This is a genomic window from Flavobacterium notoginsengisoli, from assembly GCF_042686225.1.
Lineage (GTDB): Bacteria > Bacteroidota > Bacteroidia > Flavobacteriales > Flavobacteriaceae > Flavobacterium > Flavobacterium notoginsengisoli.
This window is the reverse complement of the sequence record NZ_JBHUOT010000001.1, coordinates 782519-796824: the sequence shown is the minus strand read 5'-3', so window position 1 is coordinate 796824 and position 14306 is coordinate 782519. Positions and strand designations below refer to the sequence as shown.

The 14306-nt window shown below is 35.3% G+C and carries 9 protein-coding genes; 6 read left to right on the top strand and 3 right to left on the bottom strand.

Going from position 1 to position 14306, the window contains the following annotated elements; translation table 11 throughout:
* The first annotated feature begins 102 nt into the window (after positions 1–102).
* The 3 genes from ACFS3A_RS03370 (at position 103) to ACFS3A_RS03360 (ending at position 4994) form a co-directional block, all read left to right on the top strand.
* Complete coding sequence (locus tag ACFS3A_RS03370) at positions 103–2649, top strand: ATP-dependent Clp protease ATP-binding subunit (RefSeq protein WP_379823916.1); 2547 nt, start codon at positions 103–105, stop codon at positions 2647–2649.
* 348 nt (positions 2650–2997) lie between these two features.
* Entirely contained in the window at positions 2998–4365 is a 1368-nt protein-coding gene (rimK, locus tag ACFS3A_RS03365) for a 30S ribosomal protein S6--L-glutamate ligase (protein WP_379823915.1), read from the top strand.
* A gap of 107 nt (positions 4366–4472) precedes the next feature.
* A complete protein-coding gene (locus ACFS3A_RS03360; RefSeq protein ID WP_379823914.1) occupies positions 4473–4994 on the top strand; it encodes a DUF421 domain-containing protein in 522 nt (173 codons plus the stop codon).
* Positions 4995–5086: 92 nt separating this feature from the next.
* On the opposite strand, the gene ACFS3A_RS03355 is transcribed toward ACFS3A_RS03360, so the two are convergent.
* Genes ACFS3A_RS03355 through hutH form a run of 3 tightly spaced genes read right to left on the bottom strand, consistent with a single transcriptional unit; the run spans position 5087 to position 8657 of the window.
* Positions 5087–6418 (bottom strand): inorganic phosphate transporter, encoded by a 1332-nt coding sequence (locus tag ACFS3A_RS03355; protein WP_379823912.1) that lies wholly within the window; start codon positions 6416–6418, stop codon positions 5087–5089.
* A 31-nt stretch (positions 6419–6449) separates the two neighbouring features.
* Positions 6450–7094: a DUF47 domain-containing protein gene (locus ACFS3A_RS03350; RefSeq protein ID WP_184164697.1), complete on the bottom strand. Its 645-nt coding sequence runs from the start codon at positions 7092–7094 to the stop codon at positions 6450–6452.
* 48 nt (positions 7095–7142) lie between these two features.
* Positions 7143–8657, bottom strand: a complete 1515-nt coding sequence (hutH, locus tag ACFS3A_RS03345; protein ID WP_379823911.1) for a histidine ammonia-lyase — start codon at positions 8655–8657, stop codon at positions 7143–7145.
* 563 nt (positions 8658–9220) lie between these two features.
* Here hutH and thrA point away from each other — a divergent pair.
* The 3 genes from thrA (at position 9221) to thrC (ending at position 14139) form a co-directional block, all read left to right on the top strand.
* The gene (gene thrA, locus ACFS3A_RS03340) at positions 9221–11668 is read left to right on the top strand and encodes a bifunctional aspartate kinase/homoserine dehydrogenase I (RefSeq protein ID WP_379823910.1); all 2448 of its coding nucleotides are present in this window, start codon (positions 9221–9223) and stop codon (positions 11666–11668) included.
* 161 nt (positions 11669–11829) lie between these two features.
* Complete coding sequence (locus ACFS3A_RS03335) at positions 11830–12753, top strand: homoserine kinase (protein ID WP_179004001.1); 924 nt, start codon at positions 11830–11832, stop codon at positions 12751–12753.
* Positions 12754–12849: 96 nt separating this feature from the next.
* On the top strand, positions 12850–14139 hold the full coding sequence (thrC, locus tag ACFS3A_RS03330; RefSeq protein ID WP_379823909.1) for a threonine synthase: 1290 nt from the start codon (positions 12850–12852) through the stop codon (positions 14137–14139).
* Positions 14140–14306 lie beyond the last annotated feature (167 nt).

Here is a 14306-nt window from a genome sequence, read left to right as displayed (position 1 = left end):
ATTCTCTTTTTTTTCGTCTATTAGCTGTCAGGAGATCTTGACAGGTACGGTTTTTGTTTTTAAAACAGTAATTCACTAAATTTACAATACCAATTATATATTATGGATGATAATTTTTCACCAAGAGTAAAAGATGTTATTACGTATAGTAAAGAAGAGGCACTACGTTTAGGCCACGACTTTATTGGTACTGAACATCTCATGCTGGGTATTTTAAGAGATGGTAACGGAAAAGCTATTCATATACTTAATAACCTGGCAGTCGATTTAGATCATTTACGCAGGAAGGTAGAAATACTTAGCCCCGCTAACCTGAGCGTTGAAGTAAATGCAGAAAAGAAAAACCTTCATCTTACCCGACAGGCCGAAAGAGCCCTGAAGACCACTTTTCTTGAAGCAAAAGTATTTCAAAGTTCATCCATTAGCACCGCCCACCTGCTGTTATGTATCTTGCGCAACGAAAACGATCCAACAACCAAGTTACTGAATAAACTAAAAATAGATTATGACGTAGCTAAAGAACAGTATTTAAATATGACTCCAAACGAAGAAGAATTCTTAGAAAACTTGCCAAGAAACGAATCGTACAATGACGATTCAGGACAAGATGACAGTCTAAAAGAAAGTAGTTTTAATAATCCCGCCAATAAGTCAAACAAAAAATCTAAGACTCCGGTTTTAGATAATTTTGGGAGAGATTTAACAGAAATGGCAGAAGAAGGAAAACTAGATCCAGTTGTGGGACGCGAAAAAGAAATTGAACGCGTTTCTCAAATTCTAAGCCGTAGAAAAAAGAACAATCCGCTTCTTATTGGAGAACCTGGGGTTGGTAAATCTGCTATCGCAGAAGGACTTGCCTTACGTATTATTCAAAAGAAAGTATCTCGTATACTTTTCAACAAACGTGTTGTCACTTTAGATTTAGCAAGTTTAGTTGCCGGAACTAAATACAGAGGACAGTTTGAGGAAAGAATGAAAGCCGTAATGAACGAGCTGGAGAAAAACGACGATATTATTCTTTTTATAGATGAGATCCACACTATTGTAGGCGCTGGAGGAGCAACAGGTTCACTTGATGCTTCAAACATGTTCAAACCTGCTTTAGCAAGAGGGGAAATCCAATGTATTGGCGCTACTACTCTTGATGAGTATAGACAATATATTGAGAAAGATGGTGCTTTAGAAAGACGTTTCCAAAAAGTAATTGTAGAACCAACTTCTGTTGAAGAAACAATTGCTATCCTGAACAACGTAAAAGATAAATACGAAGATCACCATAATGTAACTTACACACCGGAAGCTATTGAAGCCTGCGTTAAATTAACAAACAGATATATGTCTGAGCGTTTCTTACCAGACAAAGCTATTGATGCAATGGACGAGGCAGGATCACGTGTTCACATTACCAACATTGATGTTCCAAAACAAATTTTGGATTTAGAGCGTCAATTAGAAGAAGTTCGTGAGCTTAAAAATATGGTTGTTAAAAAACAAAAATATGAAGAGGCCGCTAAACTTCGCGACGATGAAAAACGTATCGAAAAAGATTTAGCTATCGCACAAGAACAATGGGAAGAAGATTCTAAAAACAACAGAATCGAAGTTACAGAAGATAATGTAGCCGATGTTGTTTCGATGATGACCGGAATTCCTGTTAATAGAATTGCGCAGACAGAAAGTAATAAATTGGCTCAATTGCCTGAATTGATTCAGAACAAAGTAATTGGTCAAAACGAAGCGGTTCTTAAAATTGCACGTTCTATTCAACGTAACAGAGCCGGACTTAAAGATCCAAACAAACCAATTGGTTCATTTATTTTCTTAGGTCAGACTGGAGTTGGTAAAACACAATTAGCCAAAGTATTAGCAAAAGAATTATTTGATTCTGAAGACGCTTTAGTTCGTATTGACATGAGTGAATACATGGAAAAATTTGCAATCTCTCGTTTAGTTGGAGCACCTCCGGGATATGTCGGGTACGAAGAAGGTGGACAATTAACTGAAAAAGTTCGCAGAAAACCATATTGCGTTGTACTTTTAGACGAAATCGAAAAAGCGCATCCAGATGTATTCAATATGATGCTTCAGGTTTTAGATGACGGATATTTGACTGATAGTTTAGGTCGTAAAATTGACTTTAAAAACACGATCATTATCATGACGTCTAATGTTGGTGCACGTCAGTTGAAAGATTTTGGACAAGGTGTTGGATTTGGTACCGCAGCAAGAACAGCTCAGGCCGATGAAAATTCAAAAAGCATTATTGAAAATGCATTGAAGAAAACTTTTGCTCCTGAGTTCTTAAACAGAATTGACGACGTAATCGTATTTAACGCCCTGGAAAAAGGAGATATCGATTTGATTATCGAAATCGAATTGAAAAAACTATATTCTCGTATTGCAGAGTTAGGTTACAAACTAAGCTTAACAGACAAAGCAAAAGCATTTATTGCTGAAAAAGGTTTTGATAAGCAATTTGGAGCACGACCTCTAAAAAGAGCAATCCAGAAATATGTTGAAGATTTGTTAGCAGAAGAAATCATCACTTCAAAAATACATTCAGGCGATGAAATCTTAATGGACTTAAAAGACGATTCTCAAGAATTGTCAGTTGAAATCCACAAAGCCGAAGAGCCGACAAATCAGTAAATTAGTTAAAATTTATAACAGAAATAACTTACCCGTTACGTTTTCATAACATAACGGGTATTTTTTTTGCAAAAATCACTATCTTTAGTAAAAGCAAATAGCTATTTTTGAATTTAAATTCTATAACAAAACCTGTTGGGTGATGAAATTTTAAAAAACATTTAAACACATAGAAACATAGATTTTTATTTTACTAAAGAAAGGAAAATAAAAAGAAACCAGTTTCTAACATATAACAAACTATGTTAATTTATGCAAGTGAAACGCCTTTTACACAGTTTCAAATACTATGTTTCTATGTGTTTAAAATAATTACAACCAACAGATCATAAAACTAAATAAAAACATATGCTTCAAAACAAAGTCATTTTAGGCAGCGAAGAATGGTGCTCATTTCCAGAACTTGGAATTCCGACAATCAAAGCTCGTGTTGATTCCGGCGCTAAAACTTCGGCAATGCACGCTTTAAACATAGCTCCTTTTATAAAAAATGATGCCAATTGGGTTAAATTTGATATTAATCCAATTCAGAATAATATTAAAACTATTATTCATTGTGAAGCACCTTTGGTTGACAAACGAATTGTTAAAAGTTCGAGCGGTTTTAGAGAACATCGCTACGTTATTCAAACCAGTTTAAAAATTGGCGATACTAAATGGCCAATCGAAATGACTTTGACTAATCGTGATTCTATGGGATTTAGAATGCTTTTAGGACGTGAAGCTATGAGCGGAAGGGTTTTGGTTGATCCGGAACAAAAATATCTTTTAGGACAGCCTACTCCGGAATCTCTTAAAGAATTATACCAAAATTCAGAAAAAGCGAGTTCCGGTTTACGAATCGGACTTTTAGCTAGCAACCCTGAACTATATAGCAACAAAAGGATTATGGAAGCCGGCGAAATGCGCGGTCATGAAATGCATTTTTTGAACATCAAGGAATGTTACATGAAATTGGATGCTAAAACTCCTGAAATTCATTACAGAGGCGGAAAAATCCTGAATCAGTTTGACGCCATTATTCCGAGAATTCGACCAAGTATTACTTTTTATGGCTGTGCTTTAACACGTCAGTTTGAAGCTTTGAAGGTTTTCTGTTTAAACTCAGCTACAGCCATAACTCAATCACGCGATAAATTATACTCCCTGCAATTACTTTTAAACAGCGGAATTGATATTCCAACAACTGGTTTTGCCAATTCTCCGCTTGATACAGACAATTTAATCAAAATGGTTGGAGGCTCACCTTTAATTGTAAAATTACTGGAAGGAACACAAGGAAAAGGGGTTGTTTTAGCTGAAACCAAAAAAGCTGCAGAAAGTGTTATCAATGCTTTTAAAAGTTTAAATGCCAATATTTTAGTACAGGAATTCATCAAAGAAGCAAACGGAAAAGATATTCGTTGTTTTGTAATCGATGGAAAAGTAGTTGCTGCAATTCAGCGCGAAGCTATGCCAGGCGAATTTAGAGCCAATATTCACCTTGGCGGAACCGCTTCTGTCATAAAAGTAACTGCCGAAGAAAAAAAGATTGCCATTAAAGCAGCAAAAGCAATGGACTTAAAAGTAGCTGGAGTGGATATTATTCGTTCTTCAAAAGGACCATTATTATTGGAAGTAAACTCTTCTCCGGGACTTGAAGGAATTGAAGGCGCAACTAACAAAGATGTTGCCGGAGAAATGATTAAAGCGATTGAAAAGAATTTTAAACTATAATTAAGTTCATTTAAACTTAATTAACAATTCATAATTTAAAGCTTTGTCGAAGTTTAAAACTTTGGCAAAGCTTTTTTATTTAACTTTAATCAAACAAAAAGAGTAAAATGATTCAATTTCCTTATTTAGATATAATAATCCGAAGTATAGCTGTCTATTTTTTCATGATGATTGCTTTACGAGTATTTGGCAAAAAAGAACTTTCACAATTAAACACTGCCGATATTATTCTTATTTTATTGATCAGTAATTCTGTTCAAAATGCAATGGTCGGCCCGGACACCAGTCTTCTAGGCGGATTGGTTGCTGCACTAGTACTGTTTATAATCAACTTTATAATTAAAAAACTAACACGCAACTCTAAAACCTTAAGCAATTTATTACTTGACAAACCCGAAGTATTAATCCATGACGGAAAGCTAGATTTTAAAACTTTAAGTAAATTAGATATTTCACATGATGAATTAAAAGAGGCAGCACGTGAACATGGCTTAGAACACCTTACAGATGTCAAACTTGCCATGCTGGAAATTGATGGAACAATCAGCATCATTTCAGCAGATCAAAAACATCTTAAACAAACACATTACAAACGCAAACACAATCGCAAGAATTTGCAAAACTTATAACAATACAAAAAAAAAGCCGATTTCAAATTGAAATCGGCTTTTTTAAATATCTTAGAAAAATGCGATTTACTTCTCACATTTTATATCTTTCATTAAATAAATACACTTAAAATAAAGTATACTAATCCAGCTAAAAGAGCTGAAATCGGAATTGTCAAAATCCAAGCCCAGATTAAACTTACTGTAACTCCCCATCTTACGGCAGAAACACGTTTTGTTAATCCAACACCAATGATAGATCCTGTAATAGTATGCGTTGTACTTACCGGAATTTTTAAGTGTTCAGTAAAGTAAAGAGTTAAAGCTCCGGCTGTTTCAGCAGCAACACCTTCAAACGAACTTACTTTTGTAATTTTAGATCCCATTGTTTTCACAATTTTCCATCCACCACTTAAAGTTCCTGCCGCAATTGCAGAATAACATGCTAACGGAATCCAGCTCGGCATTACACCTTTAATACCTGCATCATCATTTGGCAAAACAACATCCAACCAAGCATCCATGTGAACACCAGGATTTGTATTGATATATACCGCAACAGCAGCTGCAATAATACCCATTACTTTTTGAGAATCGTTACCCCCATGTCCTAAACTAAAAGCCGCAGAAGACAATAATTGCATTTTTTTCAAAGCAGCATCTGCCTGATGTAGATTTAAACTACTGAATATTAAACAAAATGCACTAACGGTCAAGACAATAAATGCAACTAAAAACCATTTAATATTATGAGCCTCAAAAGCAACACTCCAAAAATGCGATTCAAATCTTGGTTTTTCAATCTCTGAATACGGAACCATTTGGTAGTAAACAAATATAATAGTCGCAAGCATTAAAGCTACAGTAAAGATTTTTGGACCGATACTTTTGCGAGATGCATTTAATAACCAAATTGAAATTAAATAAGATGCCAAAGCTCCCAAAAGTGGTGCCAGAACAATAAAAGCAATAATGATAATAACACCAGAAGGCATTCCACCATCTTTACCAGCCTTATACCAGCTTACAATTTCGTACCAGTAATGAGTTGCTCCGTCTTCTCCAACATAACCAGAAAAACCATGAACTGCAATGGCATGTGCTACAGCTGCTCCGGCAAAACCTCCAATTAATGTATGCGAAGAACTGGAAGGAATTCCTAACCACCAGGTCAATAAATTCCAGCAAATTGCCGCAATTACTCCGGCCAGGATAACAACCAGGTTAATTTCCATTGTGTGCGCTGTTTTAGCAACAGTATCTGCAACACCAAATCCAAAAACCCAATAAGCCAGAAAGTTAAAAAATGCTGCCCAGACAACCGCCTGAAAAGGTGTTAAAACCTTTGTTGCAACAACAGTCGCTATAGCATTTGCCGCATCATGAAAACCATTGATGTAATCAAAAATTAAAGCTAATACTATAATTAATATAAGTAGCGTCATAAAATTATAACTTCAGAATGAAAAATTGAATTTAAGAATGTTTTACAGAAATAGATTCCAGTATGTTCGCAACACTCTTACATTTGTCTGTTGCTGATTCTAAAACAGATAACACTTCTTTATATTTAATAATATTTTTAGCATCTGTTTCGTTTTCAAAAATTTCAAAAACTGCTTTGTTATATACGTTATCAGACTTGTTTTCTAATTTATTAATTCTCGAACAAGCATCTTTAATGACTTTGAAATTCTGTAAATTTCTCAATTCTTTTACTGCACTGTCAATGTTCTGACAAGCCTCAAGATTAATTTCCGTCATTTTTCTGATCGATTTTGTAATCTTATCAACCTGATACAATCTCATACGGCTTGATGCGCCGTGAAGATAATCAGCAACGTTGTCAATCGAAGTAATTAACGTGTGAATATCTTCTCTATCAAATGGAGTAATAAAGTTTCTGCTTAACTCCAGGTTAGTCTGACGGGTAATGTCTTCTCCTTTTTGTTCTAATTCGTCAATTTTTTGAAAAAGAATTTCTCTTTCTTTTAATGGTAAATTTACAGCTTCGTGTAAGTTAGAAGCTAATTCAATTAAATTGCTTGAAGCCTCTTCAAAAAGTGGAAAGAATTTTTTGTCTTTCGGCACTAAAAATTGGAAAATACTGTTTATTGACATTGTTTTATTTTTGATAGTGCAAAATTACTTCAATAATATTTTGCAATGTTAAGCCATTGTTAACAAATCGTTTTCTATTTGGAAACTCTCCAGGAATAACACTGTGTTTTCTATGTCATTATGTAAGATTCTGTCTTCTTTTACCAGAGGAACAACTTCCCTATAACTACTCAGGAACATTTCGATAAAATCACTTGATTTTAGTGGCTCTCTGTAGGCAATTGCCTGTGAAGCATTCAACAATTCGATTGCCAAAATACGCTCTAAATTGTCTAAAATTCGTAAGGCTTTTGTCGCTCCGTTTGCTCCCATGCTCACATGGTCTTCCTGACCGTTACTTGAAACAATACTATCGATACTTGCCGGAGTTGCCAATTGTTTATTTTGACTCGCAATACTTGCTGCTGTATATTGCGGAATCATAAAACCAGAGTTCAATCCCGGATTATCAACCAAAAATGCCGGAAGATTACGCAATCCAGAAATTAACTGATAGGTTCTTCTTTCAGAAATACTTCCTAATTCTGCCAAAGCAATGGCCATAAAATCTAAAGCTAAAGCTAAAGGCTGTCCGTGGAAATTTCCGCCAGAAATAATCTGATCGGCTTCTATAAATATATTCGGATTATCCGTAACCGAATTGATTTCTGTTTTGAATACTTTTCGAACATAATCAATCGCATCTTTTGAAGCGCCGTGAACCTGAGGCATACAACGGAAAGAATACGGATCCTGAACATGTTTCTTTTCCTGAGCGATAATTTCACTACCGTCTAAGAATTCAGTAATTCTTTGTGCCGTTATAATTTGACCTTTGTGCGGACGTATATAATGGATCAATTCATTGAATGGCTCAATTCTTCCATCAAAACCTTCCAAAGAAATAGTTCCAATTAAATCTGCCAAATACGAATATTTATAAGCTTTAATCAAAATATGAGCTCCATAAGCACTCATAAACTGTGTTCCATTCAATAAAGCCAAACCTTCTTTGGATTGTAAAACGATTGGTTCCCAGTTAAAATGCTTTAAAACTTCAGCTGAATCTGTCTTTTTTCCTTCAAAAAGCACAACGCCTTCTCCAATTAATGGTAATGACATATGAGCCAATGGCGCCAAATCTCCTGAAGCTCCAAGTGAACCTTGCGTATAAATAACAGGTAGAATATCATTATTATAAAAGTCAACTAAACGCTCTAACGTTTTCAATTGCACTCCGGAATGTCCGTAGCTTAAAGATTGAATTTTGAGCAAAAGCATCATCTTCACAATTTCAGCCGGAACTTCTTCTCCAGTTCCACACGCATGAGATTTTACTAAATTCTCCTGAAGTTTAGATAAATTCTCATTTGAAATTTTCACACTATAAAGCGAACCAAAACCAGTATTGATACCGTAAATTGGCGCTGTATGCGATTCCATTTTTTTATCTAAATAATCACGGCATTTCTGTACGTTAACTTTAGCTTCTTCCGATAATTCGAGTATTTTATTATTGGATAAAATCTCGTGTAGTGTTTCTAAAGTGATCGTTTCAGTACTTATATAATGGATATCTCTCATGATGTTTTTCAATTTTAAGACGTCAAAATTCAACAAATCAATATTAAAAAGCAACATTTTATCACAATAATTAAAATTTCAGTAAATACTATCCAGAGTCTTTATTTTTTATTGCAAACCAAAATTCTCGTTATTCAATGCTTTTTCATTATCTTTTTCTTAAAATTCAATTCGTTACAGATATTAAATCAACCCAAAACAACGGTTGAAATATGCCAAAACCTCAATTTAGCCTATTCAATTTTAACAAATACTCAATATTGATTTATTGAGATTTGAATTATTAAAATATTCGCAAAAAGGCTTTTTAGGTTTTCCGCTTATATAAAAAACTGTACTTTTGGAAAATCAAAATGAAAAGTAACAGCACAAAATATCAATCTACAATGACAGTTCAAACTAGAACTGCAATTGCTGCTACCATTATTTCTACTACAACAACTACTACCCCTTAGGGGTATACATTTTCACATATAATCCTAGGTTACCTATACTTTTTTCTTGAAAGAAGAGAGTTATTGGATACATAAAAATATTTGCATAAAAAGAAAAAATATCACAAAATGAAAGTATTAAAATTTGGCGGAACTTCGGTAGCCAATGCTCAAAATATAAAACTCGTTCTTGACATTGTTAATCAAAAAGCAAAGCAGGATCAATTAGTCGTAGTCGTTTCAGCTTTAAGTAAAGTAACCGATCTATTGCAGTCTGCAGCAGCAAAAGCAGCAGCAAACGACGAAAGCTTTAGAGAAGTTGTTGCTGAAATCGAGAAAAAACACCTTGACACACTTAAAGAACTGATTCCGGTAAGCGAACAAAGTAGTCTTTTAAGTCATGTAAAAAGAATCATCAATCACTTAGAAACTTTATTAGACGGATGTTTCCTTTTAGGCGAATTATCTCCAAGAACTGCTGACACTATTTTAAGTTTTGGTGAATTACTTTCGTCATTTATTATTGCTCAGGCATACCAACAAATTAATAAAGATGCAGTTTACAAAGACAGTCGCGAATTAATCAAAACTGATACTAACTTTGGAAAAGCTGCGGTAAATTTTGAAGTTTCAAATAAACTAATCCAGGAATATTTTGTTGAAAACCAATCCAGAATCAATATCTTGCCTGGATTTATCGCGCAGACTTTAGACGGAATCACTTCAACTTTAGGACGCGGCGGATCTGATTATACTGCTGCAATTATTGCAGGAGCTTTAGATGCAGAACAATTAGAAATCTGGACTGACGTAAACGGAATGTTTACTGCCAACCCGAAAATCGTAAAACAAGCGCAGCCAATTGCCAATATTTCGTATCAGGAAGCGATGGAATTATCGCATTTTGGCGCTAAAGTTTTGTATCCACCAACAATTCAGCCGGTTTTAAGAAAAAATATTCCAATTTTAATCAAAAACACTTTTGAGCCGGAAGCCGTAGGAACTTTAATTTCTGACACTGTTGTTTCAAAAGATACAGTTGTAAAAGGAATCAGCCATATTGATAATATTTCGCTTTTAACTCTTGAAGGCCCAGGAATGATTGGAGTCGCAGGTTCGTCAAGACGTTTGTTTGAAGTGTTGTCTCAGGAAAAAATCAACGTAATTTTTATTACTCAGGCTTCTTCTGAGCATTCTATTTGTATCGGAATTTTAAACTCGGATGCTGATAATGCTGAAGCTGCAATTAACAGTGCTTTTGAAATCGAAATTTCACAGAACAAAATCGATCCGTGTTATGTAGAAAAAGACCTTTGCATTATTGCTTTGGTGGGCGAAAACATGAAAAACCACCAAGGTTTAAGCGGTAGAATGTTCTCTACTTTAGGAAAAAACAACGTAAACATTCGTGCCATTGCGCAAGGTGCTTCTGAAAGAAATATCTCGACTGTAATCAACGAAAGAGATGTCAAAAAAGCGCTGAATACTTTACACGAAAACTTCTTTGAAGAAAACACAAAACAGCTGAATTTATTCGTAATGGGAGTTGGAAATGTGGGAGAAAAATTCATCGAACAGATTCACAGCCAAAAGAAATTCTTAAAAGACAACTTGAAAATTAATGTTCGTGTTATTGCTTTATCCAATTCAAGAAAAATGTATTTTGATGAGGACGGAATTTCATTAAAAGATTGGCATTCGGCTTTAGACAAAGGTGAACTAGCAAACATTGAAGAATTCATCAAAAAAGCAAAAGACTTGAATTTACGCAACAGCATTTTTGTTGATATTACGGCAAATGCAACGGTTTCTGAAGCCTATGAAAAATTCTTAAAAGAAAGTATTGCCGTTGTAACTTGCAACAAAATTGCTTGTTCATCTGCTTACGACAATTATAAAAAACTAAAAAACTTATCTCGTCAATATAACGCTCCGTTTTTATTTGAAACAAATGTTGGTGCGGGATTGCCAATTATTGATACGGTAAAAAATCTGATTGCATCCGGAGATAAAGTGCATAAAATTCAAGCAGTTTTATCCGGAAGTTTGAACTTTATTTTCAACAATTTTGATAAAGACAATTCTTTCCATGATGTGGTAAAAGAAGCCGGCGTTCAAGGTTTTACAGAACCAGATCCAAAAATTGACTTAAGCGGTATCGACGTAGCTCGTAAAATCCTAATCTTAATTCGCGAAAGCGGTTACGAAATGGATATTGACGCCATTGCAAACGAATCGTTTTTACCGGCAGAATGTCTGGCAACAACAAACAACGAAGACTTTTTTGCTTCGTTAATCAAACATGCTGCTCATTTTGAAGGCATTTACAACGAAGCTTTAGCCAAAGATTCAAGATTGAAATACGTAGCACAATTCGAAAACGGAAAAGCAAGTGTTGGTTTACAGTTCATTCCAAAAGATCATCCTTTCTACAATTTAGAAGGAAAAGATAATATCGTTTTGTTCTACACAGATCGTTACGTAGATCAGCCTTTATTGATCAAAGGAGCCGGGGCCGGAGCTGCAGTTACAGCATCAGGAATTTTTGCAGACGTAATACGCATTGGGAATGTTTAGCCGCTAAGGCACTAAGACGCTAAGTTTTTAAGTTTTCTCTTTGAGACTTAGCGCAAAAAATAAAAAAATCTTTGCGTCTTAGCGCCTTTGTGGCAAAAAACCAAAGCCTTAAAAAAATAAAACTTTGTGACTTTGTGCCTTCGTGGCAAAACCAACCAAAAATGAAAGAAATAAAACTTTTTTGCCCGGCAACTATCGCCAACCTCTCCTGCGGATTTGACGTATTGGGACTTTGCTTAGACAATGCCGGCGATGAAATGATTGTTCGAAAAGTCGATCAAAAAGGAGTTCGAATCACTAAAATTGTCGGTGCCGATTTGCCTTTGGAAACCGAGAAAAACGTTTCCGGAGTTGCGGCTTTGGCCATGCTGGAAACCTTAGATGAATTGGACTTCGGATTTGAAATCGAAATTTATAAAAATATCAAAGCCGGAAGCGGAATCGGAAGCAGTGCGGCAAGTTCTGCCGGAGCGGTTTTCGGAATTAATGAATTATTAGGAAGACCGTATTCACGTAAAGATTTGGTTCAGTTTGCGATGCAGGGCGAGAAATTAGCCAGCGGCAACGCACATGCCGACAACGTTGCTCCTGCCCTTTTAGGCGCTTTTACTTTGGTAAGAAGTTATTCGCCTTTGGATATTATTAGAATTGACAGTCCGGAAGAATTATACGCAACAGTTGTTCATCCTCAGATCGAATTAAAAACGTCTGATGCCCGTTCGGTTTTAAAACAAAATGTTTCCCTAAAAAGCGCGATCATGCAATGGGGAAATGTAGGCGGATTGGTTGCTGGTCTTTACACTAAAGATTATGATTTAATCGGAAGATCGCTTCACGACGAAATCGTTGAACCGGTTCGAAGCGTTTTAATTCCTGGATTCGACCAAATCAAACAAACGGCTTACGAAAACGGCGCTTTAGGTTCCGGAATTTCAGGTTCCGGCCCGTCGATTTTCGCTTTAAGCAGAGGAAAAGAAACCGCCGAAAAAATCGCAAAAGCCATGAGTGACGTTTACGAAAAAATGAATTTACCGTATGAAATTCACGTTTCGAAGATAAACCCAGACGGCGTAAGAATTATTTAAAAAGAGTACTTAGTCCTTAGTCCTTAGTTTTAAAAGCTAAAGATTGAAAACTAAGGACTAAGGACTAAGGACTAACCAACTAAGAACTAAAAAAAAATGAAATACTATAGTTTAAACCATAATGCCCCAAAAGTTTCTTTTCAGGAAGCTGTTATACAAGGATTAGCCACTGACAAAGGATTATATTTCCCGGAAAGTATTACACCGCTTGATCCTTCTTTTTTTGATAAAATCGAAAGTTTAAGCCACGAAGAAATTGCCTTTGAAGCGATTAAACAATTCGTTGGCGATGAAATACCTGCAGAAATATTAAAAGAAATCATTGCCGAGACTTTAGTTTTTGATTTTCCAGTGGTGAAAGTCGAAAACGGAATCTATTCGTTAGAATTATTTCACGGGCCAACAATGGCATTTAAAGACGTTGGAGCGCGTTTTATGTCGCGTTGTTTGGGTTATTTCAATAAAGACAAAAAAGAGGCTAAAAATACCGTTTTAGTAGCTACTTCTGGAGATACAGGCGGAGCTGTTGCCAGCGGATTTTTAGGCGTTGACGGTGTTGATGTTGTGATTTTATATCCGTCCGGAAAAGTGAGCGATATTCAGGAAAAACAATTGACTACTTTAGGGCAAAACATTAAAGCGCTTGAAGTGGACGGCGTTTTTGACGATTGTCAGGATATGGTAAAAAAAGCGTTTTTGGATGAAACTTTAGCGCATAAAAACCTGACTTCGGCAAACTCTATTAATATTGCGCGCTGGTTACCGCAAATGTTTTATTTCTTCTTTGCTTACAAAGCATTGAAAAGCCAAAGCAAACCTTTAGTTTTCTCTTGCCCAAGCGGCAACTTCGGGAATATCTGCGCCGGAATTATGGCAAAGAAATTAGGTTTGCCAATTGAACATTTCGTAGCGTCTACAAACGTAAACGATACGGTGCCAAGATTCTTAGAAAACGGAAAATACGACCCAAAACCTTCTAAAGCGACAATCTCTAACGCTATGGATGTTGGAAACCCAAGTAACTTTATTAGAATTCAGGAATTATACAACAATGATTTAAAAGCTTTTGAAAAAGATTTTTCTTCTTATAGTTATACTGACGAAGAAACACTTGAAGCGCTAAAGAAAATCTACAACACAGACGGCTATATTGCAGAACCACACGGTGCTGTTGGTTATTTAGGTTTGAAAAAAGAACTAGAAAAACACCCTAACGCCATTGGTATTTTCTTAGAAACGGCACATCCTATTAAATTCTTAGATGTTGTTGAACCTGCTTTAGGAATTACACTTCCTATTCCTGCTCAGATTGAAAGTGTTATTAATGAGGAAAAAGTTAGTGTGAAGATTGGGACTTATGAGGAGTTGAAAAGTTTCTTGGGGTAAACAATTTATAAAACATCATATACTAAGACGACTGGGATTTATTTCAGTCGTTTTTTTATTCAATTATCTTTTCTTTCAAAAACAATTTTTCTCAATCAAGTCTAAAAATATAGTAAGAAAAAACTATATATTTGAAAAGCAAGAAAATGAAACAAACCTTCGCTTAT

Excerpts from the sequence above, each read along its gene's own strand:
- ACFS3A_RS03370 (WP_379823916.1), top strand. The coding sequence starts at position 103 with ATGGATGATAATTTTTCACCAAGAGTAAAAGATGTTATTACGTATAGT.
- rimK (WP_379823915.1), top strand. The coding sequence starts at position 2,998 with ATGCTTCAAAACAAAGTCATTTTAGGCAGCGAAGAATGGTGCTCATTT.
- ACFS3A_RS03360 (WP_379823914.1), top strand. The coding sequence starts at position 4,473 with ATGATTCAATTTCCTTATTTAGATATAATAATCCGAAGTATAGCTGTC.
- ACFS3A_RS03355 (WP_379823912.1), bottom strand. The coding sequence starts at position 6,418 with ATGACGCTACTTATATTAATTATAGTATTAGCTTTAATTTTTGATTAC.
- ACFS3A_RS03350 (WP_184164697.1), bottom strand. The coding sequence starts at position 7,094 with ATGTCAATAAACAGTATTTTCCAATTTTTAGTGCCGAAAGACAAAAAA.
- hutH (WP_379823911.1), bottom strand. The coding sequence starts at position 8,657 with ATGAGAGATATCCATTATATAAGTACTGAAACGATCACTTTAGAAACA.
- thrA (WP_379823910.1), top strand. The coding sequence starts at position 9,221 with ATGAAAGTATTAAAATTTGGCGGAACTTCGGTAGCCAATGCTCAAAAT.
- ACFS3A_RS03335 (WP_179004001.1), top strand. The coding sequence starts at position 11,830 with ATGAAAGAAATAAAACTTTTTTGCCCGGCAACTATCGCCAACCTCTCC.
- thrC (WP_379823909.1), top strand. The coding sequence starts at position 12,850 with ATGAAATACTATAGTTTAAACCATAATGCCCCAAAAGTTTCTTTTCAG.